The sequence below is a fragment of the Acidovorax sacchari genome, from assembly GCF_042847045.1.
Lineage (GTDB): Bacteria > Pseudomonadota > Gammaproteobacteria > Burkholderiales > Burkholderiaceae_C > Paracidovorax > Paracidovorax sacchari.
Genome location: NZ_AP035783.1, coordinates 5,230,141 through 5,255,628 on the forward strand (window position 1 = coordinate 5,230,141; position 25,488 = coordinate 5,255,628).

A 25,488-nucleotide genomic window follows, 5' to 3' on the forward strand; every position below is an offset into this window, starting at 1 on the left:
CACTGAGCTCGGCTAGAAAGGGCCTGATAGCTTGATAAGCAAAGACAAGGCATTTCAAAAGGCTCATCCGGCCAAAGCCATCGACTACAGCCGGCGATGGATTGCACTCTGCTCAAAAAAAAGGGCCCCAGAACCGGGGCCCCTCCGTATCACGCTTTAAGCGGGATACGAACGGCAGTGCTCACACACGTTTTCCAAACGTCCGCGGCGAAAGCGGACGTAGGGACGCACATGCACTGCCTTCGGGAACGTGCACGTTTTCATGCGCTACTCCAAAGGTAGGGTTTTTCCTATCCAGGAGTGCACTCGTCTCTCTACCGAGATATGATCCAAGGCTTCCACACCACTGATCTTTCTCGTCGCGATCCGAGTCCCCTGGGATGAAGTGAGCTTCGGTCGATCTTTCAAAGGGCTCCAGTCGAAAGGCTGGGGCCTTTTGTCATTTCCACCGGTGCGAGCCTTGTTATGACTCTCGGCCAGCTCAGCCGATTTCCTCCGTGTGATGAGCGATTCTAGCCCATTTCGGGCGTTTTTTGGCCTGGGCACCAAAAACCCTTGTCTCTCAATTTTTCGGCACTCCTGCGGCCCAAAAACGGCCTTCCTGCCGATCTTTGAACGTACGCAATTCTCAAATTTTGAGCCAGGGTCTGGCGATCGACGCCTCCCATTGACACGCGCCACAAATTTGTGGACAAGTAAGTTATCCACAAAAAAAGTGCCATTTTTGACCCAGAATAGTTCGATGACATCTGAACAAGATTTGGAAGCACTTAAGACGTGGCCGGATGAAAAAATTGCCCTCCTTGTGGCGGATCGCACGCGTCTTCTCAGACAGGAGGCAGGACTAACACAAGAAGCTCTTGCTGCACTTGCTAACGTGCCACTAAGAACTTACAAGCGCTTCGAAGCTGGGGGGCGTGCGAACTTGGAAACGTTCATTCGGATCCTGCGAGCACTGAATCGAGCTCAATACCTTCTTCTGCTGCTGCCCGCCCCCGTGCCACCTGTCGGCTCGTCCTACGAGGAAAAAATCTCCAAAGCGCGCGCACGATGGCAATTTCCCAAGGTTCGGTAGCGGTCAAACGCTGCGATCAGCACCTGAGCAACCGTCTCTCTCGCCAAGTCACCCAATGGAGCATCCAGTCCAAGATGCTGAGTGTGGACCACAGCGGCTTCAACGATTAAGCAACATCGAGCATCAAGTGTCCGCGCGTAGGAGCAACATAGTGCTCAACTGCGAGGTAGCGGCCCAAAGGGTCTGAGAAGGCTAGGGGCTGCCAAGCGAGCCGGTGCACTAGATGCGCATCAAGCTGTCGTGCGTCGCTTCGGCGCAGCAGAGGCAGTGCCGGCGAAATTGGAGTTCCTCAGCGATAACAGCAGACCTACATCGCCCCCGAGACGAGGACGCTGGCACACGCGTTGGGCCTGAAGCCCATCCATGCGCCCGTCGGCAACCCCCAGAGCAATCGCATCGAGATGGTAGTGAACGAATTCAAACGTGACTACTCAGCCCGCATGGATCCGCGTGATGCCCAAAGGTGCTCGCACAGCCACCAGCAGCCTTCGAGCACTCAACGAGGTACATCCGCACTCTTCACTGGAAATGCGCTCGCCTCGGAAGTTGAGGCAGCAGCAGGCCGCCCGGGTGTGACTGGAGCCATCGGTAGACCAGCCGCTTCATTGCGATTGCGACGGCTCAGACTTGCGAAAGAAATCTCTCCTCAAGCAAAAAGCCCCTGACCTCGTGAAAGATCAGGGGCTTTGCGTTCTGGTGGCCTGGGACGGAATCGAACCATCGACACGCGGATTTTCAATCCGCTGCTCTACCAACTGAGCTACCGGGCCTGAGCCTTGAATTATAGCCAGAAAAAACGCCCCTGGAACCCAGGCCGCGAATTTTCTGAAAAATCGTCGCCCGCGCGCCCTGCGTCACTGGCTGCGCTTGCTCCGCCCCAGGTCCACGCCCAGCTGCCGCAGCTTGCGGTACAGGTGGGTGCGCTCCAGCCCGGTCTTCTCGGCCACGCGCGTCATGGAGCCGCCTTCGCGGGCCAGGTGGAACTCGAAGTACGCTTTCTCGAAGCCGTCGCGCGCCTCGCGCAGCGGGCGGTCGAGGTCGAAACCCTGGTGGGAGCTGGGGCCGCTGGCGGCGAGCCCCGGCCCGCCCACGTTGGCCGATGCGGGCGCCTGGGGTCCGTCGGATGCAGGTGCGGCGGCGGCCGAGGCCGGCGTGGCGGAAAGCGCAGGCACCGCGGCGGGTGCAGCCGCCGCAGGCGCGGGCACCGTGCGGGCCAGGCCCTGCTCCACGGCCTTGAGCAGCTTCTGCAGCGTGATGGGCTTCTCGAGGAACGAGAACGCCCCGATGCGCGTGGCCTCCACGGCGGTGTCGATGGTGGCGTGCCCGCTCATCATGATGACGGGCATGGTCAGCGCCCCGGCGGTCGCCCATTCCTTGAGCAGGGAAACGCCGTCGGTATCGGGCATCCAGATATCGAGCAGGACCAGGTCGTAGGTGTTCGCCGACCGGGCGGCCCGGGCCTGGGTGGCGTTCTCGGCCAGGTCCACGCTGTGCCCTTCGTCGTTCAGGATTTCGGACAGCAAGTCGCGGATACCGAGTTCGTCGTCAACCACCAATATGTTTGCCATGGGTACGGATGCTGCTGCGGGGCTGCGTGTAACGTGTTGTTAATAAACCACGGGGGTTTCAGGCGCGAATGATAGCGACACTTGAGCCCCCCGGATCACACCGTCTTCCACGCGATTGGAAAGATCGATGCGCGCCCCATGTTCGTCGGCGATTTTTTTCACGACGGCCAGGCCCAGGCCGGTGCCGCGGGGCTTGGTCGTGACGTAGGGCTCGAAGGCCCTTTGCAGGATGTGTGCCGGAAAACCCGTGCCCGCGTCGCTCACCGTCAGTCGCACCCGGCGCGAGGTCTCGCTCCAGCGCGTGGCGATGCGCACCGGGGCGGGCGCCACGCCCTCTTCACGGGCACGCTGCTCGCTCGCATCCTGTGCGTTCTGCAGCAGGTTGTGGATCACCTGCCGCAGTTGCTGGGCGTCGCCGGCGATCGCCGGGCACCGCGGGTCGAGTTCGGACTCCACCGGCACCGTGGCGGTCTCCGCGCCATACAGGTGCAGGATGTCGCCCACCAGCGCGTTCAGGTCCAGGCGCTGCAGTTCGGCCGCCGGCAGCCGCGCATAGTCGCGGAACTCGTTGACCAGGCGCTTCATGGCATCCACCTGGTCCACGATGGTCTTGACCGATTTGGCCAGCACCGCCTCCTCCGCGGCGCCCAGCTTGCCGGTCAGCTTCATCTCCAGCCGCTCGGCCGACAGTTGGATCGGCGTGAGCGGGTTCTTGATCTCGTGCGCCAGCCGGCGCGCGACCTCGCCCCACGCCTGGGCCCGCTGGGCCGAGACGATCTCGGAGATGTCGTCGAACACCAGCAGCCGCAGCGCGTCGGGCAGTTCCGCCCCCCGGGCCACCAGGCTCGTTCCATTGCCGGCCGGCCCTGCATGGGTGGGGTCCCCTCCCCCCACGTGCAGGTCGAACGGATGCTGCCAGTGGTCCAGCCCGTGCTGCTGCTCGCGGTCGCCCAGGAAGGCGTCGAAATGCGCCTGCACGGCCGCCGCGAACGCAGCCAGCCCCGGCACCTCCGCCAGCGGCCGGCCCTCGAACGCCGCCATGGGTGCGCGCAGGATGCGGGTCGCGCCCGGGTTGGTGGACTGGATGCGGCCCTGCGCGTCCAGCACGATCACGCCGGCCGTCAGGTTGTCCAGGATGGTCTGCAGGCGCGCGCGCGCGGCATCCACCTCGCCCATGCTGTGCTCCACCGCGGAGCGCGCATCGGCCAATTGCTGCGTCATGACCGCGAAGGAACGGGTCAGCCCACCCAGTTCGTCGCCCGTCTGCAGCACCGCCTTGGGGCTCAGGTTGCCCGAAGCCACCTCGCGCACGCCCTCGGCGAGGACCAGCAGCGGCCTTGCCAGCTGCCGGCCCAGCAGAACGGCCAGCAGCACGGCGCCAAACACCGCCAGGAACAGGCTGAGCGTGAGCGTGCCGATGTACATGCGCCGCAGCCCGCCGCGGGCCAGCGCGCGCTCCTGGTATTCACGGTTCGCCTCCTGCACGGCCAGGGCGTTGGCCACCACCACCTGCGGCAGGCGCATCGTGGCCTGCAGGTAGCGCGGCTCCTCCAGCAGGCCCACGCTCGTGGTGCCCACCATCACCAGCGTCTTCACCCGCGCGTTCTGCACGGCCTGCGGGTCGGCGGCTTCGTCCAGCCCCTCGATCTGGAAGGCCGAGCGCTGCTGCCGGGCATTGCGCAGCAGCTGCGGCGCCGGCCGCTCGGGATTGAGATCGAAGCGGGACTGGCCGGCGCTCGCCACCGGCTGCCCCGCCGAATTGAAAAGCACCACATCCGTCGCGCCCAGCTGGTCGCGGATGCGCTCCAGCACCAGCCCCGCGGCGGCATCCGGCACCGGCGCCAGCTGGATGCTGGCCGTGCGCGTCTGCGCGGCCATATCGCTGGCCAGCGTGTCCAGCGTGGCCCGGGCCAGGCTCACGCCGGCCGACAGGGCGCCCTCCACCTTCACATCGAACCAGCTCTCGATGGACCGCGACACGAACTGGTAGGACACCACGTAGATCAGCAGCCCGGGCACCAGCCCCACCAGCCCGAAGATGCCCGCCAGCTTCACCAGCAGCCGGCTGCCGAAGCGGCCCTTGCGCAGCCGCACCACCAGGCGCCCGGCCACCCAGGCCAGCACCGCGAAGAGCAGCAGTGCCACCAGCACGTTCAGCCCGAAGAGCCACGCGTAGTTGCGCTCGTACATCGCCCGGTTGTTCGTCGAGACGGTGAGCAGGAACAGCAGCACCAGGCCGATGGCGCTCATCACGGCGACGGACACGCCCAGCGCCCAGCGCGCGGCGCGGGCCTGCCGGCCGCTGCGGACGGTCACGGGCTCCCGGGGCGGTGCGGGATCGGAAGGGGTGGGGCTCATGGCTGCGGCTCGATGGCCAGGCGTTCGGTGCGCGAAATCGCGAGATCCCAACCGGAGCGCCCCATGGCGCCGATCTGGAAGGGCCTGGGCAGCTGCGACATGTCGAGCCGGAAGCGCAGGTGCACCAGGTGCGCTGCCTGGCGGTCGATGTCGTCGATATCGGCGATCCTCCAGCGCGCGATGCGCTGCATCGCCACCAGTGCCTCCTCCAGCTCGTCATAGCTCTGGCCCAGCGCCACACCCAGCCCGCTCGCCTGGAACGGCGTCGTGGACTGGTTGAGCCGCCAGCGGCGCGTGAGGGGCTGGTAGCTCAGCCGCAGATACCGCGTGGCGCGCGCGACGGTCTTGTCGGACCAGTACCAGCGCTCCCGCAGCACCTCGGCCTCCTCCACGAAATAGAGGGTGATGCCCTTGAGCAGCGCATCCTCCGCCAGGTCCGGCAACTCGAAATGCAGGGCTGCCGACAGGTACAGCCCGGTGTCCGCGGCCTCCAGCTTCAGGTCGGTGATCTCGCCGCTGCCGGCCTGCGCGGCAGCCGGACCGGGCAGGGACAGCCACAGCCCCAGGCACAGCAGCAGCGCCCAGCAGGCGCGGCGTCGGGCCGCGCCCCATGCGGACTGCAGGCGCGCGCGCCAGCCGGGCGCCGCAGCGGCCTCAGGCGGGCTCCCGGCCCAGGAGTGCGTAGAAGAAACCGTCATGTTCACGGGAGGGATTCTCGCGGACGCCGCCGCCATCGCCGGGATCCCGGGGCAGCAAATGTCCGGGCGAAGGCAGCAAACGGGCATCATTGTTGTTCGCAAGAAACGACCGGACCATGTCATCGCCCTCCGCGCGGAACACGGAACAGGTGCAATACAGCATGCGCCCGCCCGGCCTCAGCAGTGGCCAGAGCGTGGCCAGCAGCCGCGCCTGCTGGGCGGCCAGCTGGGCGATGTCCCCGGGGCGCCTGAGCCAGCGCACGTCCGGATGGCGCCGCACGATGCCCGATGCCGTGCAGGGCGCGTCCAGCAGGATGGCATCGAACGGTTCTCCGGCGCAGGCCTGCTGCCACCAGTCCTCCGGGCGTCCGGCATCGGCCACCAGCACCTGCGCCTGCAGGCCCAGCCGCTGGAGCGTCTCGCCGATGCGCGCGCTGCGCAGCGGGTCGATCTCCAGCGCGGTCACGTGGACCGGTGACCCGGCTCCGGCATATTCGAGCAGGTGGGCGGTCTTGCCGCCCGGCGCCGCGCAGGCATCCAGCACCCGCAGCGGCCGGCCCAGGTCCAGGCCGGACAGCAGCAGGGGCGCGGCCTGCTGGGCCGCGAGATCCTGCACCGAAACCCAGCCTTCGGCGAACCCGGGAAGCCGCTGCACGGGCTGTGGAGACTCCAGGACCAGCCCGGTGTCGCTCGCCGGCCAGGCCTTCATGCCTACCGCCTCCAGCGCGGCCAGGTAGCCTGCCATGTCCACCTTGCCCCGGTGGATGCGTAAGGCCATCGGGGCCTGCGCGTTGTTGGCCCGCAGGATCTGCTCCCAATGGCCGGGATGGTCCTTGCGCAGGCGCTCGATCCACCACGCGGGATGGTTCCACCGGGCAACGGGGTCCGTGTCCGTGGCGGCCACCAGCGCATCCCGCTCGCGCAGGAAGCGGCGCAGGCAGGCATTCACGAAGGCGGCCTGCCCGCGCGTGGCCGCATGGCGCTTGGCCGCCTCCACCGCCTGGTTCACGAGCGTGAACGGCTCATAGGGGGCGGCACCGGCCTGCCAGCCCAGGGCCAGGGTGGAACACAGCAGCGCATCCACACGCGGCTTGGGCCGCCGCGGGGCCAGTTGCGCCCGCAGCGCCTCCGCACGGCCCAGCTGGCGCAGCACCGCGAAGAACAGCGCCTGCACCCCGGCGCGCAGCATCGGGTCCACCGCCGCCAGGGCCGCGGTCCCCGACTGGCCGCCGCGCACCGCCATCACGGCATCCACGACCGCGTCGAGTTGCCGCCACAGCGGAATCGCCCCTGCGGGCGAATCCGGGCGGGAAGTGGAAGGATGCGCGGGGGATGCAGGCATGGATGGGAGGGCCCGGAAAAACAAGGGAAGATCGCAAGGCGCCGTCAGAGCGACTGCGCTGCATGGAAGCCGAAAAGCCAGGCCAGCAGCCGGGCGGGGAACTGCCGGATGGCCCCGTTGTAGGAGCCTACGGCATCATTGAACTGCCCGGTGGCCAGGGCCGCCTGGGCCCAGAGCTCCTGCCACCGTGTTTCCCACAGCGCCAGGGCATCCTCGCCCGGGGCCGCCACGGTCGGCGGGAGCGAGCCCGGCCCGCTCGCCTCACCATCGCCGGCCGCGGCAGCGCTCTCGTGCGGTTCACGCGGTTCTCGTGGTTCACGCGCCGCCCGCACCATCGCGGCCCAGGCCGTGCGCAGCACCTCGCGGGCGGCAGCCAGCGCCGCCGCGGCCCCGCCATCGAGCGGACGCGCGCGCGCCACGGCCAGGCAGGCACCGAACTGGGTGGTCGCCGCCCACAGGGCCGTGCGCACCTCCGACTGCGCGGGCAGCGCCGGACTCTGCGCTGCCTCGTACTCGCCGAGCATGCCCGTGATACGCACGAAATGCACGTCCAGGCCGCCGAACGCCTGAATGGCGGCGGAGCGCAACCGGACCAGCCGGTTGTAGGCCCCCACCGCCCAGAATAGCAGCACCGCCAGAAAAATCCAGGTCGTCAGCATCGCAGCAATGGCAAGCGCCCCGCGGACCACCGCGAAGACGCGAAATCAAAAAGAAAGGAAAAAGGGCACGGCCCCCTCAGCCACCGCACCTGAAAAAACGCTCCCGGCCTGCCACGGTCGGCAGAGCGGGAGCGTTGCGGCAGGCCGGTCGGCTTGCAGGCGGGGCCGTGGGTTACTCGGCCGCGCCGCTTTCCACGCCGGAGCCTTCGACTTCCGGAGCTTCGTCAGGGGCCGTGGTGGCCATCTCGGCGGCCTCGGCCTCGGCGATGGCGCGGCGCTCGGCGTCGTCCATGGCTTCCTTGGCCTTGCGTGCCTGGTGGTAGGCCAGGCCGGTACCCGCCGGGATCAGACGGCCCACGATCACGTTCTCCTTCAGGCCGCGCAGCTCGTCGCGCTTGCCCATGATGGCAGCCTCGGTGAGCACGCGGGTCGTTTCCTGGAAGGAAGCGGCCGAGATGAACGAATCGGTGGACAGCGAAGCCTTCGTGATACCCAGCAGCACGTTGCTGTAGGTCGCGGGGATCTTGTCCTCGGACTGCAGCTGTTCGTTGGTGTTGAGGATCTCCGAACGCTCGACCTGCTCGCCGGCGATGTAGCCGGACTCGCCCGGGTTTTCGACCACGACGCGGCGCAGCATCTGGCGAACGATCACCTCGATGTGCTTGTCGTTGATCTTCACACCCTGCAGGCGATAGACGTCCTGCACTTCATCGACGATGTAGCGCGACAGCTCCTCGATGCCCAGCAGGCGCAGGATGTCCTGCGGATCGGCCGGGCCATCGACGATCAGCTCGCCCTTGTTCACCACCTGGCCTTCGTGGACCAGCACGTTCTTTTCCTTGGGCACCAGCTCGTCCCAGACCTTGCCGTCCGGATCGGTGATCTGCAGGCGCACCTTGCCCTTGGTTTCCTTGCCGAAGGACACCGTGCCGGTGATCTCGGCCAGCATGCCCTTGTCCTTGGGCGAACGGGCTTCGAACAGCTCGGCCACGCGCGGCAGACCCCCGGTAATGTCGCGGGTCTTCTGGCCTTCGACCGGAATACGCGCCAGCACCTCGCCGGGGCCCACGTCCTGGCCGTCGCGCACCTGGATCAGCGCGCCCACCTGGAAGCCGATCGTCACCGAGTGGTCGGTGCCGGGGATTTTCACCTCGGCGCCGTTCGCATCGACCAGCTTCACCTGCGGGCGCACCACCTTGGCGGAGCCGCGGCGCTTCGGATCGATCACGACCAGCGTGGACAGGCCGGTCACATCGTCCACCTGCTTGGCGACGGTGAGGCCTTCCTCGATGTTCTCGAACTTCACCTGGCCGGCGAATTCCGTGATGATCGGTCGCGTCAGCGGATCCCAGTTGGCCAGGATCGTGCCGGCCTTGACCTGCTGGTCGGCCTTCACCGTCAGCGTCGCGCCGTACGGCACCTTGTGGCGCTCGCGCTCGCGGCCGTGCTCGTCCTGGATGATGACCTCGCCCGAACGCGCGATCACCACCAGCTCGCCCTTGCTGTTGGTCACGTAGCGCATCGTGGCATTGAAGCCGATCACGCCGTTGGACTTGGCTTCCACGCTCGATGCGATGGCGGCACGCGAAGCGGCACCACCGATGTGGAACGTACGCATCGTCAGCTGCGTGCCGGGTTCGCCGATGGACTGGGCAGCGATCACGCCCACGGCTTCGCCGAGGTTGATCAGGCCGCCACGGCCCAGGTCGCGGCCATAGCACTTGGCGCAGAGGCCGTAGCGCGTCTCGCAGGTCAGCGCGGTGCGCACCTTCACTTCGTCCACGCCGGCGGCTTCCAGCTCCTCGAGGGTGTCCTCGTCCAGCATCTGGCCGGCCGGCACCAGCACGGCGCGGGTTTCGGGGTGCAGCACCTCTTCGGCCGTGGAGCGGCCGAGCACGCGCTCGCGCAGCGACTCGATCACTTCACCGCCTTCGACGATGGCGCGCATCACCGAGCCGTTGCTCGTGCCGCAGTCCTCTTCGGTCACCACGAGATCCTGCGTCACGTCCACCAGGCGGCGGGTGAGGTAGCCGGAGTTCGCGGTCTTCAGCGCCGTATCCGCCAGGCCCTTCCGGGCACCGTGGGTGGAGATGAAGTACTGCAGCACGTTCAGGCCTTCACGGAAGTTCGCCGTGATGGGGGTCTCGATGATGGAGCCGTCCGGCTTGGCCATCAGGCCGCGCATGCCGGCCAGCTGGCGGATCTGCGCGGCGGAACCGCGGGCGCCCGAGTCGGCCATCATGTAGATGGCGTTGAAGGACTCCTGGTTCACTTCCTTGCCGTGGCGGTCGGTGGTCTTCTCGACCTTGAGCTGGTCCATCATCACCTTGGACACGTCGTCGCCGGCCTTGCCCCAGATGTCCACCACCTTGTTGTAGCGCTCGCCGGCGGTCACGAGACCGGAGACGTACTGCTGCTCGATCTCCTTCACCTCGGCTTCGGCGCGGGCGAGGATCTCCGTCTTCTGCGGCGGCACGAGCATGTCGTCGATCGCCACGGAGAAGCCGGCGCGCGTGGCCAGGCGGAAGCCGTTCTGCAGCAGCTTGTCCGCGAACACCACGGTTTCCTTCAGGCCGCACTTGCGGAAGCTCACGTTGATGAGCTTGGAGATTTCCTTCTTCTTCAGCGCCTTGTTGATGTTGCTGAAGGGCAGGCCCTTGGGCAGGATCTCCGACAGCAGCGCGCGGCCCACGGTCGTGTCGACCAGCGAGGTCGAGGGCACGAACTCACCCGTCGCCTTGTCCTTGGTCCACTCGGTCAGGCGCACGCTGATCCTGGCATGCAGCTCGACCTGGCTGGCGTCCAGCGCACGCTGGACTTCGCCCGTGTCGGCGAACACCAGGCCTTCGCCCTTGCCGTTGATCTTGTCGCGGGTCGCGTGGTAGAGACCCAGCACCACGTCCTGCGAAGGCACGATGGAGGGCTCGCCGGAAGCGGGGAACAGCACGTTGTTGGAGGCCAGCATCAGCGTGCGGGCTTCCATCTGCGCTTCCACCGACAGCGGCACGTGGACGGCCATCTGGTCACCGTCGAAGTCGGCGTTGAAGGCCGCGCAGACGAGCGGGTGCAGCTGGATGGCCTTGCCTTCGATCAGGATCGGCTCGAAGGCCTGGATGCCCAGGCGGTGCAGCGTCGGAGCACGGTTCAGCATGACCGGGTGCTCCTTGATGACCTCTTCCAGGATGTCCCAGACCACCGGCGTGCCGGATTCGACTTCCTTCTTCGCGGCCTTGATGGTCGTGGCGATGCCCATCTGCTCGAGGCGCGAGAAGATGAAGGGCTTGAACAGCTCCAGGGCCATCAGCTTCGGCAGGCCGCACTGGTGCAGCTTGAGCGTCGGACCCACGGTGATCACGGAACGGCCGGAGTAGTCCACCCGCTTGCCCAGCAGGTTCTGGCGGAACCGGCCGGACTTGCCCTTGATCATGTCGGCCAGCGACTTCAGCGCGCGCTTGTTCGCGCCCGTCATCGCCTTGCCGCGGCGGCCGTTGTCCAGCAGCGAATCGACGGCTTCCTGCAGCATCCGCTTCTCGTTGCGCGCGATGATCTCCGGAGCCTTCAGCTCCAGCAGGCGGCGCAGGCGCGAGTTGCGGTTGATGACGCGGCGGTACAGGTCGTTCAGGTCGGAGGTCGCGAAGCGGCCGCCGTCCAGCGGCACCAGCGGACGCAGGTCCGGCGGCAGCACGGGCAGCACGTCCAGCACCATCCACTCGGGCTTGATGCCCGACTTCTTGAACGCTTCCAGCACCTTCAGGCGCTTGGCGTTCTTCTTGACCTTGACTTCGGAGCCGGTCAGGTCGCCACGCAGCTTCTCGATCTCCAGATCGATGTCGATGCCTTCGAGCAGGTCCTTGATGCCTTCCGCGCCCATCTTGGCGATGAACTCGTCGCCGTATTCCTTGCGCTTCGCGTCATGGTCGTCCTCGGACATGATGCCGAACTTCTTCAGCGGGGTCATGCCGGGGTCGGTCACCACGTAGGCTTCGAAATACAGCACGCGCTCGATGTCGCGCAGCGTCATGTCGAGCACCAGGCCCAGGCGCGACGGCAGCGACTTCAGGAACCAGATGTGCGCGCAGGGTGCGGCCAGGTCGATGTGGCCCATGCGCTCGCGGCGCACCTTGGTCTGCGTCACTTCCACGCCGCACTTCTCGCAGATCACGCCGCGGTGCTTCAGGCGCTTGTACTTGCCGCACAGGCACTCGTAGTCCTTGATCGGGCCGAAGATCTTGGCGCAGAACAGGCCGTCGCGCTCGGGCTTGAACGTGCGGTAGTTGATCGTCTCGGGCTTCTTCACCTCGCCGAAGGACCAGGAACGGATCTTCTCCGGCGACGCCATGCCGATGCGGATGGCATCGAAATGCTCGTCCGGCGTGAATTGCTTGAACAGGTCGAGTAGAGACTTCATAAACCCTATCTCCTAGTACTTCTTAAGAACGTTCCAGTTCGATGTCCAGGCCCAGGGAACGGATTTCCTTGACCAGCACATTGAACGACTCGGGCATGCCTGCCTCGATCGCGTGTTCGCCCTTGACGATGGACTCGTACACCTTGGTACGGCCCTGCACGTCGTCGGACTTCACGGTGAGCATTTCCTGCAGCACGTAAGAAGCGCCATAGGCTTCCAGCGCCCACACTTCCATCTCCCCGAAACGCTGGCCGCCGAACTGGGCCTTGCCGCCCAGCGGCTGCTGCGTCACGAGCGAGTACGGACCGGTGGAACGGGCGTGCATCTTGTCGTCCACCAGGTGGTGCAGCTTCAGGTAGTGCATGTAGCCGATGGTCGTCGGACGCTCGAAGCGCTCGCCCGTGCGGCCGTCGTACAGGTAGGCCTGCGTGCGGCTGTCGGTCAGGCCCTTGCGCTCCTTGATGTCGTCCGGATAGGCCAGCTTCAGCATGTCCTTGATCTCGGCTTCCGACGCGCCGTCGAACACCGGCGTCGCATACGGAACGCCGTTGGTCAGGTTGCCGGCCATGGCCATCACCTCGTCGTCGCTCAGCATCGACAGGTCTTCCTTGCGGCCGCGCGAGTTGTAGACCTCTTCGAGGAACTTGCGCATCTCGGCCGCCTTGGCCTGGTCGCGCAGCATGTCCCCGATGCGCTGGCCGATGCCCTTGCCGGCCCAGCCCAGGTGGACTTCCAGCACCTGCCCGATGTTCATCCGCGAAGGCACGCCCAGCGGGTTGAGCACGATGTCGGCAGGCGTGCCGTCGGCCATGTAGGGCATGTCCTCGACCGGAACGATCTTGGACACCACACCCTTGTTGCCGTGGCGGCCGGCCATCTTGTCGCCGGGCTGCAGGCGGCGCTTGACGGCCAGGTACACCTTCACCATCTTCAGCACGCCGGCCGGCAGCTCGTCGCCCTGCGTGAGCTTCTTGCGCTTCTCTTCGAAAGCCAGGTCGAAGCTGTGGCGCGTCTGCTCCAGCGCGTTCTTGATGGACTCGAGCTGCGTCGCCACTTCGTCTTCCGCCGGGCGGATGTCGAACCAGTGGAACTTCTCGACGGAAGCCAGGTAGGCCTTGTCGATCTTCGTGCCCTTGGCCAGCTTCTGCGGGCCGCCGTTGGCCACGCGGCCGTTCAGCAGCTTCTCGATACGGTCGAACGCGTCGGCCTCCACGATGCGCAGCTGGTCGTTCAGGTCCAGGCGGAAGCGCTTGAGTTCATCGTCGATGATCTGCTGGGCGCGCTTGTCGCGCTGGATGCCTTCGCGCGTGAACACCTGCACGTCGATCACGGTGCCCGAAGAGCCCTGGTCCACGCGCAGCGAGGTGTCCTTCACGTCGGAGGCCTTCTCGCCAAAGATGGCGCGCAGCAGCTTCTCTTCCGGCGTCAGCGTGGTCTCGCCCTTCGGCGTGACCTTGCCCACCAGCGTGTCGCCGGGCTGCACTTCCGCACCCACGTAGATGATGCCGGACTCGTCCAGGCGGTTCAGCTGCTGTTCCGACAGGTTCGGGATGTCGCGCGTGATTTCCTCGGCGCCCAGCTTCGTGTCGCGGGCCATCACCACCAGTTCCTCGATGTGGATCGAGGTGTAGCGGTCTTCGGCCACCACGCGTTCGGAGATCAGGATCGAATCTTCGAAGTTGTAGCCGTTCCAGGGCATGAACGCGATCAGCATGTTCTGGCCGATGGCGATCTCGCCCAGGTCGGTGGAGGCACCGTCGGCGATCACGTCACCCTTGGCCAGCACGTCGCCCTTCTTCACGATGGGGCGCTGGTGGATGTTCGTGTTCTGGTTGGAACGCTGGTACTTGATCAGGTTGTAGATGTCCACGCCGACTTCACCGGCCACGGCTTCGTCGTCGTTCACGCGCACCACGATGCGGGTGGCATCCACGTAGTCCACGATACCGCCGCGGTTGGCCGTCACCACCGTGCCGGAGTCCACTGCCGCCACGCGCTCGATGCCCGTGCCCACCATGGGCTTTTCCGGACGCAGCACGGGCACGGCCTGGCGCGACATGTTGGCGCCCATCAGTGCGCGGTTCGCATCATCGTGCTCCAGGAAGGGCACCAGCGATGCGGCCACCGACACGATCTGCGCGGGCGACACGTCCATGTACTGCACGCGCTCGGCGGACAGCAGCGTGGATTCCCCCTTCTCGCGGGCCGACACCAGGTCGCCGGTCAGGCGGCCTTCGGCATCCAGCGTGGCGTTGGCCTGGGCGATGACGTACTTGCCTTCCTCGATGGCCGACAGGTAGTCGATCTGGTCGGTCACCTTGCCGTCCACCACGCGGCGGTACGGCGTCTCGATGAAGCCGTACTCGTTCAGGCGGGCGTACAGGGCCAGCGAGTTGATCAGGCCGATGTTCGGGCCTTCAGGCGTTTCGATAGGGCAGACGCGGCCATAGTGCGTGACGTGCACGTCGCGCACTTCGAAGCCGGCACGCTCGCGCGTCAGACCGCCCGGGCCCAGGGCCGAGACGCGGCGCTTGTGCGTGATTTCCGCCAGCGGGTTGGTCTGGTCCATGAACTGCGACAGCTGCGACGCACCGAAGAACTCCTTCAGGGCAGCCGAGATCGGCTTGCTGTTGATCAGGTCGTGCGGCATCAGCGGCTCTTGCTCCGCCTGGCCCAGACGCTCCTTCACAGCCTTCTCGATACGCGCCAGGCCCGTGCGGTACTGGTTCTCGGCCAGCTCGCCCACGCAGCGCACGCGGCGGTTGCCCAGGTGGTCGATGTCATCGACTTCGCCCTTGCCGTTGCGCAGGTCCACCAGGATCTTCACCACGGCCAGGATGTCGTCGTTGGACAGCACCATCGGGCCGGTGGATTCGTCGCGGCCGATCTTGGCGTTGAACTTCATGCGGCCCACGCGCGACAGGTCGTACGTGTCCGGGTTGTAGAACAGGCGCTGGAACAGGGCCTGCACGGCGTCTTCCGTCGGCGGCTCGCCGGGGCGCATCATGCGGTAGATGGCCACGCGGGCGGCGAACTCGTCCACCGTCTCGTCGATGCGCAGCGTCTGCGAGATGTACGCGCCCTGGTCCAGTTCGTTCGTGTAGATGACCTGCAGGTCCTGCACGCCGGCCGAACGCAGCTTCTTCAGCAGCGCTTCCGTGAGCTCCTCGTTGGCCTTGGCCACGATCTCGCCGGTGTCGCCGTCCACGATGTTGCGCGCGACCACGCGGCCGATCAGGAAATCTTCCGGCACGCTGATGTGGGTCGTGCCGGACTGCTCCAGTTCACGGGTGTGGCGGGCAGTGATCCGCTTGTCCTTGGCCACGACGACCTTGCCGGACTTGTCGGTGATGTCGAAGCGCGCCACTTCGCCCTTCAGGCGGTCGGCCACGAACTCCATCTGCGCGCCGCTGTCCATCAGGCGGAAGTTGTCGTTGACGAAGAAGTTCGCCAGGATCGATTCCGGATTCAGGCCGATGGCCTTCAGCAGGATCGTGACCGGCATCTTGCGGCGACGGTCCACGCGGAAGTACAGGATGTCCTTCGGGTCGAATTCGAAGTCCAGCCAGGAACCGCGGTAGGGGATGATGCGGGCGGAGAACAGCAGCTTGCCGGAGCTGTGCGTCTTGCCCTTGTCGTGCTCGAAGAACACGCCGGGCGAACGGTGCAGCTGCGACACGATCACGCGCTCGGTGCCGTTGATGATGAACGAGCCCTTGTCGGTCATCAGGGGCACCTCGCCCATGTAGACCTCCTGCTCCTTCACTTCCTTCACGACCTTGGACTGCGACGTCGAGGACTCGCGGTCGTAGATGATGAGCTGCACCTTGGCACGCACGGCCGAGGCGAAGGTCAGGCCGCGGGTCTGGCACTCGCGCACGTCGAACGCGGGCTTGGCCAGGTTGTATTCCACGAACTTCATCTCGACGAAGCCGTTGTGCGAGACGATCGGGAACGCTGCGTTGAATGCGGCCTGCAGGCCTTCGTTGGTGCGTTTCTGCGGTGCCATGTCCGCTTGGAGGAAAGCGGTGTACGCGTCCTTCTGCATCTGCAGCAGGTACGGCACTTTGAGCACGCTGTCGCGGCTACCGAAACTCTTGCGGATGCGCTTGCGTTCGGTATAGCTGTACGTGGATGTTGGGGCCATGAGATCTCCGGGCAAAGACATGGATGGGGGTCTTCGACGACTACTGCCCCACAAGGAGCGCGGCCTTGCGGGCTTGGCGGTTGGCCACTACCAACCATGGCGGACGGCGATGCGTTGCACATCGCCCGAACCAAGGCGTCTTCTGTTGTCGGGTTGTCAGAAGACACTAGGAAGCAGGAGGTGGATGCCGGGGCCGGCGCCCGCTTCCTGCTTTCTGGTGTGCTCTGCACATGCGCTTCTCAGAAGCGCGGAAAGGCTGGAGGCCCTTTGCGGAGCCTCCAGCCTTGCCAAAGCAGCCGAATTACTTGAGTTCGGCCTTGGCGCCGGCTTCCACCAGCTTCTTGACAGCGGCTTCTGCGTCGGCCTTGGCGATGCCTTCCTTGACGTTCTTGGGAGCGCCGTCCACCAGGTCCTTGGCTTCCTTGAGGCCCAGGCCGGTGATTTCGCGCACGGCCTTGATGACCGCGACCTTGTTGGAACCGGCTTCGGCCAGCACCACGTTGAACTCGGTCTTCTCTTCGGCAGCAGCGCCGCCGGCAGCAGCGCCGCCGCCAGCTGCGGGAGCGGCCATGGCGGCAGCGCTCACGCCGAACTTCTCTTCAATGGCCTTCACCAGGTCATTGAGTTCCATCACGGACATGCTGTCCAGGGCGGTCAAGAATGCGTCTTTATCGAATGCCATAATTTTTCCTAACAATTGGTTTAAAGAGGGAACGACTGCAGCAAAGCCTCAAGCGGCTGCTGCTTCGCCTTCGCCTTTCTTTGCGGCCAGAGCACCCAGCACCACGGCGGTGCGGGAGATCGGCGACATCAGCAAGCCACACAGCTGGGCCAGCAGCACTTCCTTGGAAGGGATGTTGGCCAGTTGCTTCACGCCGTTCACGTCCAGGGCCTTGCCCGCGAAGGCGCCGCCGCGAATCACCAGCTTGTCGTTGGTTTTCGCGAAATCGGCCACCACCTTGGCGGCGGCCACAGCGTCTTCGGAGAAGCCATAGATCAGAGGACCGGTCATCTGGTCGGCCACCACGTCGAACTGGCTGCCAGCCACAGCACGGCGGGCCAGGGTGTTCTTCAGAACACTCAGGCTCACACCCTTGCTGCGGGCGTCAACGCGCAGTTTCGTCATGTCGGCCACCGTGATGCCACGGTATTCCGCGATCACGAGCGTTTGAGCTTTAGCGGCGAGGCTGGTCACTTCATTGATGACCGCTTCTTTCTCACTGCGATTAAGACTCAAGGTCTACTCCTTCATATGCACACTCGGGGAACCCCTCGTGCGCGCTCTTGTTGCAGCGACCAACTGTTTCGGAATCGAATTCCATCTGCAGCGGGATCGCCATCTGCGCTGGCTCCGTGGATTTAAATGCAGCCGGGGCTGCACACCAGCGGTCTTGGATGGCCCGGCGCATCGCTGCGCCGGCCCACCACCGAGGCGCCTTGCGGCACCTCAAGATTTCTTGGCTATCAGGCCGAGATGGATTGCGTATCGACGCGCACGCCGACACCCATGGTCGAGGACACAGCCACCTTGCGCAGGTACAGACCCTTGCTGGTTGCCGGCTTCGCCTTGTTCAGCGCCTCGATCAGCGCCACCAGGTTGCCCTGGAGCTTGTCGTTGTCGAACGAGCGGCGGCCGATCGTGCTGTGGATGATCCCGGCCTTGTCGACACGGAACTGCACCTGGCCGGCCTTGGCGTTCTTCACGGCCGTGGCGACGTCGGGCGTCACCGTACCGACCTTGGGGTTCGGCATCAGGCCGCGCGGGCCGAGGATCTGGCCCAGCGTACCGACGACACGCATGGCATCGGGAGCAGCGATCACCACGTCGAAGGGCATGTCACCGGCCTTCACCTGTGCAGCCAGATCGTCCATGCCCACCACGTCCGCGCCAGCAGCCTTGGCTTCTTCAGCCTTGGCGCCCTGGGCGAACACGGCGACGCGGGTCGTCTTGCCGGTGCCGTTCGGCAGCACCACGGCGCCACGCACCACCTGGTCCGACTTCTTGGCGTCGATGCCCAGCTGCACGGCCACATCGATGGATTCATCGAACTTGGCGGTTGCGGCTTCCTTCACCAGCACCACGGCGTCGGCGAACGCATACAGCTTCGTGCTGTCGACCTTGCCTTGCAGGGCCTTTTGCTTCTTGGTCAGCTTAGCCATTTACAGGCCCTCCACCGTAACGCCCATGGAACGGGCGGAGCCAGCCAGCGTGCGGACGGCAGCGTCCACGTTGGCAGCGTTCATGTCCTTCAGCTTGGTCTTGGCGATCTCTTCGAGCTGTGCGCGGGTGATCTTGCCGACCTTCGTGCTCAGGGCGTTCGCGGAACCCTTTTCCAGCTTGATCGCCTTCTTGATCAGGGTCGTCGCTGGAGGCGTCTTGATGATGAACGTGAAGCTCTTGTCCGCGAAAGCCGTGATGACCACGGGCAGCGGCAGACCCGGCTCGACGCCCTGGGTCTGGGCATTGAACGCCTTGCAGAACTCCATGATGTTCAGGCCACGCTGACCCAGCGCGGGACCGATCGGAGGAGAGGGGTTAGCCTTTCCTGCCGGCACTTGCAGCTTGATAAAGCCGACGATTTTCTTCGCCATTGCGACTCCTTGCGGGTGATAACGCCTTCGCTGAAGGCTCCCCGGGGTTGGTTGACTCCATTTATGTGCGCCGAGTCAGAAAGCGCATGCAATCAGGGAGCCGTCAGGTCTTCTCGACCTGCCCGAACTCCAGTTCCACCGGAGTGGAGCGGCCGAAGATCATCACGGAGACGCGCACACGGCTCTTCTCGTAGTTGACTTCCTCGACCGAGCCGTTGAAGTCCGCGAACGGACCTTCCTTGACCCGCACCAGCTCGCCCACCATGAATTCGATCTTGTGGCGAGGCTTGTCGGTGCCTTCCTGGATCTGGTTGACGATCTTCTGGACTTCGTCCTCCGAGATCGGAGCAGGACGGTTCTTGGCCCCGCCCACGAAACCCGTCACCTTGCTGGTGTGTTTCACCAGGTGCCAGGTGTCGTCGTCCATGACCATTTCGACGAAGACGTAGCCAGGAAAGAGGCGCCGCTCGGTCGTCTTGCGCTGGCCGTTCTTCATTTCCACGACCTCTTCCGTCGGGACGAGAATCCGGCCGAACTTGTCCTGCATGCCCGCACGGTTGATGCGCTCCGTGATATTGCGCTCTACCGCCTTCTCCATCCCGGAGTAGGCATGCACGATGTACCAGCGCAGATCCGGATTGGCAGACGATGCAGGGACCTGGGCAGGCGAGAGGTTTTGATCGACAGCGTCATTCATGTTATTTCCTCCAGCCCAGAATCAGATCGTAGAGCACCCATTCCAGCGTCTTGTCCGTGAACCAGAGGAACAGTGCCATCACCAGAACGAAGGCAAACACGTAGGCCGTCATCTGCAAGGTCTCCTTGCGGGTGGGCCACACGACCTTCTTGACCTCTTTCCAGGCATCCTTGGCGAAACCCGTGAAGCGCCGACCCGACTCGGACACCGCAAAAACAGCTGCGGCTGCGATGATCGCGACGATCAGGACCGCCCACTGGACCACGGCGCCCTGCTTGGACAGAAGGTAGAAACCGGCAATACCCGCAATCAGCAACGCGACGACAGCGGCCAGCTTGGCCTTGTCGGCGCCTGTACTTACGGTTTCAATTTGCTGAGACGCTGCCATTCTTCATTCCGGTTGCAAAAATTGCGCTTTCACAAGACACCGAAGCCCGCCAGGTGTCTGGCGGGCTTTTTATGCCAGGTGACTGGCAGGGGCAGTAGGAATCGAACCTACAACCTTCGGTTTTGGAGACCGACGCTCTGCCAATTGAGCTATACCCCTATGACTCCTGATCAGGCAATGATCTTGGCCACGACGCCGGCGCCGACCGTACGGCCGCCTTCGCGGATGGCGAAGCGCAGGCCTTCTTCCATGGCGATGGGGTTGATCAGCTTGACGGTGATCGACACGTTGTCGCCGGGCATGACCATTTCCTTGTCGGCCGGCAGCTCGATGGCGCCGGTCACGTCGGTCGTGCGGAAGTAGAACTGCGGACGGTAGTTGTTGAAGAAGGGCGTGTGGCGGCCGCCTTCGTCCTTCGACAGCACGTACACCTCAGCCGTGAAGTGGGTGTGCGGCTTGATGGAGCCGGGCTTGCACAGCACCTGGCCGCGCTCGACGTCTTCGCGCTTCGTGCCGCGCAGCAGCAGACCGACGTTGTCGCCGGCCTGGCCCTGGTCCAGCAGCTTGCGGAACATTTCCACGCCCGTGCAGGTGGTCTTCTGCGTGTCGCGGATGCCCACGATTTCGATTTCTTCGCCGACCTTGATGATGCCGCGCTCGACACGACCCGTCACCACGGTACCGCGACCGGAGATGGAGAACACGTCTTCCACGGGCATCAGGAAGGCACCGTCCACGGCGCGCTCGGGCGTCGGGATGTAGGTGTCCAGGGCTTCGGCCAGCTTGTCGATGGCTTGCTCGCCCAGCGGGCCCTTGTCGCCTTCGAGGGCCAGCTTGGCCGAGCCGCGCACGATGGGGGTGTCGTCGCCGGGGAAGTCGTACTTGTCGAGGAGTTCGCGCACTTCCATTTCGACGAGCTCGAGCAACTCTTCGTCATCCACCATGTCGCACTTGTTCAGGAACACGATGATGTAGGGCACGCCCACCTGGCGGGCCAGCAGGATGTGCTCGCGCGTCTGGGGCATCGGGCCGTCGGCGGCCGAGCACACCAGGATGGCGCCGTCCATCTGGGCGGCACCGGTGATCATGTTCTTGACGTAGTCGGCGTGGCCGGGGCAGTCCACGTGGGCGTAGTGGCGGTTGGCCGTCTCGTATTCCACGTGTGCGGTGTTGATGGTGATGCCGCGGGCCTTTTCTTCGGGCGCTGCGTCGATTTCGTCGTACTTCTTGGCTTCGCCGCCGAACTTGGCGGACAGCACCGTGGCGATCGCTGCCGTCAGCGTCGTCTTGCCATGGTCCACGTGGCCGATCGTGCCCACGTTCACGTGGGGCTTGGTACGTTCGAACTTACCTTTTGCCATTTCCTACTCCGGAAAAATCTATACAACACGTCTAGACATTGGCGCAACCCATCGGACGCACCTTGAAACTATGGTGCCCATGGCGGGAATCGGACCCGCGACCTCTCCCTTACCAAGGGAGTGCTCTACCACTGAGCCACATGGGCATGTCGATCTCTCGACAAAAATCTTCAATCAGACATGGAGCGGGAGACGGGAATCGAACCCGCGTCATTAGCTTGGAAGGCTAGGGTTCTACCATTGAACTACTCCCGCATCGACTCGACGTCTTTGCGCGACACCTTCATCACTCACATCTGGTGGAGGGGACTGGATTCGAACCAGTGTAGGCGTAAGCCAACAGATTTACAGTCTGCCCCCTTTAGCCACTCGGGCACCCCTCCGAAGAATTCAGAATTCTACCATACTTTCTTGGCAAAAAGTCAACTTCCCGCATGCACCTGCACCCAACACAACCGTCCTCCAAGCAAAACGCCCTCAGATCTGAGTGGATCTGAGGGCGGTTTGGGCTGTAGGAGCCTGACGATGACCTACTTTCACACGGGAACCCGCACTATCATCGGCGCAAAGTCGTTTCACTGTCCTGTTCGGGATGGGAAGGAGTGGGACCAACTTGCTATGGTCATCAGGCATAAAGGGTTGCTGTCGTGCCTTTGTGGCATGACGGCGAATTCATAGAGTGAATCAGTTTGTGTTTGATTGCGTCACTTGGCATAACAACCTTGACGGTGTTGTCAAAGTTATAGGGTCAAGCCGCACGAGCAATTAGTACTGGTTAGCTTAAGCGCTTGCACGCCTTCCACACCCAGCCTATCAACGTCCTGGTCTTGAACGACTCTTCAGGGGGCTCAAGGCCCCGGCAGATCTCATCTTGAAACGAGTTTCCCGCTTAGATGCTTTCAGCGGTTATCTCTTCCACACTTAGCTACTCGGCAATGCCACTGGCGTGACAACCGATACACCAGAGGTGTGTCCACTCCGGTCCTCTCGTACTAGGAGCAGGCTTCCTCAAATCTGCAGCGCCCACGGAAGATAGGGACCAAACTGTCTCACGACGTTTTAAACCCAGCTCACGTACCTCTTTAAATGGCGAACAGCCATACCCTTGGGACCGGCTACAGCCCCAGGATGAGATGAGCCGACATCGAGGTGCCAAACACCGCCGTCGATATGAACTCTTGGGCGGTATCAGCCTGTTATCCCCAGAGTACCTTTTATCCGTTGAGCGATGGCCCTTCCATACAGAACCACCGGATCACTATGTCCTGCTTTCGCATCTGCTCGACTTGTCAGTCTCGCAGTTAAGCACGCTTATGCCATTGCACTATTAGCACGATGTCCGACCGTACCTAGCGTACCTTCGAACTCCTCCGTTACGCTTTGGGAGGAGACCGCCCCAGTCAAACTGCCTACCATGCACTGTCCCCGATCCCGATAAGGGACCTAGGTTAGAACCTCAAACGCACCAGGGTGGTATTTCAACGTTGGCTCCATGAGAACTAGCGTCCTCACTTCAAAGCCTCCCACCTATCCTACACAGATCCGTTCAAAGTCCAATACAAAGCTACAGTAAAGGTTCATGGGGTCTTTCCGTCTTTCCGCGGGGAGATTGCATCATCACAAACATTTCAACTTCGCTGAGTCTCAGGAGGAGACAGTGTGGCCATCGTTACGCCATTCGTGCAGGTCGGAACTTACCCGACAAGGAATTTCGCTACCTTAGGACCGTTATAGTTACGGCCGCCGTTTACTGGGACTTCAATCAAGAGCTTGCACCCCATCATTTAATCTTCCAGCACCGGGCAGGCGTCACACCCTATACGTCCACTTTCGTGTTTGCAGAGTGCTGTGTTTTTATTAAACAGTCGCAGCCACCGATTTTTTGCAACCGCTTTGGGCTCCCTTTGTACAAGTTCACCTACTTGCGGCATACCTTCTCCCGAAGTTACGGTATCAATTTGCCGAGTTCCTTCTCCTGAGTTCTCTCAAGCGCCTTAGAATACTCATCTCGCGCACCAGTGTCGGTTTGCGGTACGGTCGTGTGTAGCTGAAGCTTAGTGGCTTTTCCTGGAAGCAGGGTATCACTCACTTCGTCTGCAAGCAGACTCGTTATCACCCCTCATCTAAGCCCGGCGGATTTGCCTACCGGGCACGACTACAGGCTTGAACCAACATATCCAACAGTTGGCTGAGCTAACCTTCTCCGTCCCCACATCGCACTACACATCGGTACAGGAATATTGACCTGTTTCCCATCAACTACGCATCTCTGCCTCGCCTTAGGGGCCGACTCACTCTACGCCGATGAACGTTGCGTAGAAAACCTTGCGCTTACGGCGAGGGGGCTTTTCACCCCCTTTAACGCTACTCATGTCAGCATTCGCACTTCTGATACCTCCAGCATCCGTTACCAGACACCTTCACAGGCTTACAGAACGCTCTCCTACCACGCACAGTAAACTGTGCATCCGCAGCTTCGGTAACTGGCTTAGCCCCGTTACATCTTCCGCGCAGGACGACTCGATCAGTGAGCTATTACGCTTTCTTTAAATGATGGCTGCTTCTAAGCCAACATCCTGACTGTTTTAGCCTTCCCACTTCGTTTCCCACTTAGCCAATTTTAGGGACCTTAGCTGGCGGTCTGGGTTGTTTCCCTCTTGAGTCCGGACGTTAGCACCCGGTGCTCTGTCTCCCAAGCTCTACTCTTCGGTATTCGGAGTTTGCCTTGGTTTGGTAAGTCGCCATGACCCCCTAGCCAAAACAGTGCTCTACCCCCGAAGGTAATACTTGAGGCACTACCTAAATAGTTTTCGGAGAGAACCAGCTATTTCCAAGTTTGTTTAGCCTTTCACCCCTATCCACAGCTCATCCGCTAGTTTTGCAACACTAGTCGGTTCGGACCTCCAGTACCTGTTACGGCACCTTCATCCTGGCCATGGATAGATCACTTGGTTTCGGGTCTACACCCAGCGACTGGACGCCCTATTCGGACTCGATTTCTCTACGGCTTCCCTATTCGGTTAACCTTGCCACTGAATGTAAGTCGCTGACCCATTATACAAAAGGTACGCCGTCACCCTTGCGGGCTCCGACTTTTTGTAAGCATGCGGTTTCAGGATCTATTTCACTCCCCTCCCGGGGTTCTTTTCGCCTTTCCCTCACGGTACTTGTTCACTATCGGTCGATGATGAGTATTTAGCCTTGGAGGATGGTCCCCCCATATTCAGACAGGGTTTCTCGTGCCCCGCCCTACTTTTCTCTAGCTCAGTACCACACGTCTGCTTTCACATACAGGGCTATCACCTACTATGGCCGGACTTTCCATTCCGTTTTGTTAACAGTCGTGCTATCACTAGAAGGCTCCTCCGATTTCGCTCGCCACTACTTTCGGAATCTCGGTTGATGTCTTTTCCTCGAGCTACTGAGATGTTTCAGTTCACCCGGTTCGCCTCGCATGACTATGTATTCATCATGCGATACCTCTTGCGAGGTGGGTTTCCCCATTCAGAAATCTCCGGATCAAAGCTTATTTGCCAGCTCCCCGAAGCTTATCGCAGGCTATCACGTCTTTCGTCGCCTATCATCGCCAAGGCATCCACCACATGCTCTTAGTCACTTGACCCTATAACTTTGACATCTCTTGCGAGACATCTCCGCTTTCTTTCAAGGACTTGCGAGGTCTTTCACCTCGCGCGTTATGCCGTAATGTGAATTCTTCTTCGGTATTGCTACCTAGAGAACAATTCGTCATTACTGAATTTCAACAAGCTTTCGCTCAATTGAACATTCGTTTTGACGCAATCAAATTTTTGTCACCGGCGGCACGGTGCAGTTTCCTGCTTTCCGCCGGCAACGCTGATTCGACTCTATGAATTTTTAAAGAACAGCCGATTGACCCGGTCTATACCGGACCAACAACAAAGAGGCCTCTCGCGAAGCCGCTTTGGTGTTAGTTTCTTCACCCTACCGCAGGGCGTATTGGTTGGTGGAGGATGACGGGATCGAACCGACGACCCCCTGCTTGCAAAGCAGGTGCTCTCCCAGCTGAGCTAATCCCCCACTGATCCTCGCATCTTATGTTCGGAAGATTTGGTGGGTCTAGTTGGGCTCGAACCAACGACCCCCGCCTTATCAAGACGGTGCTCTAACCAGCTGAGCTACAGACCCATGTCGGTTAGCACCGACTTCTTCCAAC

Annotated in this window: 15 protein-coding genes, 7 tRNA genes, 2 rRNA genes and 1 pseudogene; 2 read left to right on the forward strand and 23 right to left on the reverse strand. The window is 62.9% G+C overall.

Translation table 11 applies throughout. The annotated features are described in order from the left end of the window. The first annotated feature begins 742 nt into the window (after positions 1 to 742). Positions 743 to 1,075, forward strand: coding sequence for a helix-turn-helix domain-containing protein (locus ACGHC0_RS23200; protein ID WP_415266897.1), 333 nt, complete (start codon positions 743 to 745; stop codon positions 1,073 to 1,075). A gap of 196 nt (positions 1,076 to 1,271) precedes the next feature. Then, positions 1,272 to 1,651 (forward strand): annotated as a pseudogene (locus tag ACGHC0_RS23205) (IS3 family transposase); the annotation flags it as partial. A 118-nt stretch (positions 1,652 to 1,769) separates the two neighbouring features. Here ACGHC0_RS23205 and ACGHC0_RS23210 read toward each other — a convergent pair. The 23 genes from ACGHC0_RS23210 to ACGHC0_RS23320 all read right to left on the reverse strand — a co-directional run bounded on the left by ACGHC0_RS23210 (position 1,770) and on the right by ACGHC0_RS23320 (position 25,460). Continuing rightward, positions 1,770 to 1,845, reverse strand: a tRNA-Phe gene (locus ACGHC0_RS23210). Positions 1,846 to 1,929: 84 nt separating this feature from the next. Next, complete coding sequence (locus ACGHC0_RS23215; protein WP_415266898.1) at positions 1,930 to 2,643, reverse strand: response regulator; 714 nt, start codon at positions 2,641 to 2,643, stop codon at positions 1,930 to 1,932. Between the two features lie 39 nt (positions 2,644 to 2,682). Continuing rightward, positions 2,683 to 5,001 carry a sensor histidine kinase gene (locus tag ACGHC0_RS23220; protein ID WP_368353175.1) on the reverse strand — a complete coding sequence of 773 codons (2,319 nt, stop codon included), beginning with the start codon at positions 4,999 to 5,001 and terminating at the stop codon, positions 2,683 to 2,685. Continuing rightward, positions 4,998 to 5,699 carry a DUF4390 domain-containing protein gene (locus tag ACGHC0_RS23225; protein ID WP_368353176.1) on the reverse strand — a complete coding sequence of 234 codons (702 nt, stop codon included), beginning with the start codon at positions 5,697 to 5,699 and terminating at the stop codon, positions 4,998 to 5,000. The genes ACGHC0_RS23220 and ACGHC0_RS23225 overlap by 4 nt, the downstream gene beginning before the upstream one ends. Continuing rightward, a complete protein-coding gene (gene rsmB, locus ACGHC0_RS23230; protein WP_415266899.1) occupies positions 5,656 to 7,041 on the reverse strand; it encodes a 16S rRNA (cytosine(967)-C(5))-methyltransferase RsmB in 1,386 nt (461 codons plus the stop codon). The genes ACGHC0_RS23225 and rsmB overlap by 44 nt, the downstream gene beginning before the upstream one ends. Positions 7,042 to 7,085: 44 nt before the next feature. Next, positions 7,086 to 7,700, reverse strand: a complete 615-nt coding sequence (locus ACGHC0_RS23235; RefSeq protein WP_415266900.1) for a LemA family protein — start codon at positions 7,698 to 7,700, stop codon at positions 7,086 to 7,088. A 172-nt stretch (positions 7,701 to 7,872) separates the two neighbouring features. Next, positions 7,873 to 12,108 carry a DNA-directed RNA polymerase subunit beta' gene (gene rpoC, locus ACGHC0_RS23240; protein WP_415266901.1) on the reverse strand — a complete coding sequence of 1,412 codons (4,236 nt, stop codon included), beginning with the start codon at positions 12,106 to 12,108 and terminating at the stop codon, positions 7,873 to 7,875. Positions 12,109 to 12,130: 22 nt separating this feature from the next. Continuing rightward, positions 12,131 to 16,255, reverse strand: a complete 4,125-nt coding sequence (rpoB, locus tag ACGHC0_RS23245; protein ID WP_368353180.1) for a DNA-directed RNA polymerase subunit beta — start codon at positions 16,253 to 16,255, stop codon at positions 12,131 to 12,133. A 301-nt stretch (positions 16,256 to 16,556) separates the two neighbouring features. Further along, positions 16,557 to 16,937, reverse strand: a complete 381-nt coding sequence (gene rplL, locus ACGHC0_RS23250; RefSeq protein WP_011797538.1) for a 50S ribosomal protein L7/L12 — start codon at positions 16,935 to 16,937, stop codon at positions 16,557 to 16,559. 48 nt (positions 16,938 to 16,985) lie between these two features. Next, positions 16,986 to 17,492 (reverse strand): 50S ribosomal protein L10, encoded by a 507-nt coding sequence (gene rplJ, locus ACGHC0_RS23255; RefSeq protein ID WP_011797539.1) that lies wholly within the window; start codon positions 17,490 to 17,492, stop codon positions 16,986 to 16,988. Between the two features lie 227 nt (positions 17,493 to 17,719). Beyond that, complete coding sequence (gene rplA, locus ACGHC0_RS23260) at positions 17,720 to 18,415, reverse strand: 50S ribosomal protein L1 (protein WP_011797540.1); 696 nt, start codon at positions 18,413 to 18,415, stop codon at positions 17,720 to 17,722. Beyond that, positions 18,416 to 18,847, reverse strand: a complete 432-nt coding sequence (gene rplK, locus ACGHC0_RS23265) for a 50S ribosomal protein L11 (RefSeq protein WP_013596801.1) — start codon at positions 18,845 to 18,847, stop codon at positions 18,416 to 18,418. A 103-nt stretch (positions 18,848 to 18,950) separates the two neighbouring features. Continuing rightward, on the reverse strand, positions 18,951 to 19,544 hold the full coding sequence (gene nusG, locus ACGHC0_RS23270; protein ID WP_013596802.1) for a transcription termination/antitermination protein NusG: 594 nt from the start codon (positions 19,542 to 19,544) through the stop codon (positions 18,951 to 18,953). Position 19,545: 1 nt separating this feature from the next. Further along, the gene (gene secE, locus ACGHC0_RS23275) at positions 19,546 to 19,932 is read right to left on the reverse strand and encodes a preprotein translocase subunit SecE (protein WP_368353181.1); all 387 of its coding nucleotides are present in this window, start codon (positions 19,930 to 19,932) and stop codon (positions 19,546 to 19,548) included. 83 nt (positions 19,933 to 20,015) lie between these two features. Beyond that, positions 20,016 to 20,091 (reverse strand) — tRNA-Trp (locus ACGHC0_RS23280). A gap of 11 nt (positions 20,092 to 20,102) precedes the next feature. After that, entirely contained in the window at positions 20,103 to 21,293 is a 1,191-nt protein-coding gene (tuf, locus tag ACGHC0_RS23285) for an elongation factor Tu (RefSeq protein WP_011793521.1), read from the reverse strand. Positions 21,294 to 21,364: 71 nt separating this feature from the next. Beyond that, positions 21,365 to 21,439: transfer RNA gene (locus ACGHC0_RS23290), tRNA-Thr, on the reverse strand. Positions 21,440 to 21,474: 35 nt separating this feature from the next. Continuing rightward, positions 21,475 to 21,548, reverse strand: a tRNA-Gly gene (locus ACGHC0_RS23295). Between the two features lie 42 nt (positions 21,549 to 21,590). After that, a tRNA-Tyr gene (locus ACGHC0_RS23300) sits at positions 21,591 to 21,676 on the reverse strand. Between the two features lie 134 nt (positions 21,677 to 21,810). Next, positions 21,811 to 21,923 (reverse strand): 5S ribosomal RNA (rrf, locus tag ACGHC0_RS23305). A 114-nt stretch (positions 21,924 to 22,037) separates the two neighbouring features. Further along, positions 22,038 to 24,915 (reverse strand): 23S ribosomal RNA (locus tag ACGHC0_RS23310). 361 nt (positions 24,916 to 25,276) lie between these two features. Continuing rightward, positions 25,277 to 25,352: transfer RNA gene (locus ACGHC0_RS23315), tRNA-Ala, on the reverse strand. Positions 25,353 to 25,383: 31 nt separating this feature from the next. Then, a tRNA-Ile gene (locus tag ACGHC0_RS23320) sits at positions 25,384 to 25,460 on the reverse strand. Positions 25,461 to 25,488 lie beyond the last annotated feature (28 nt).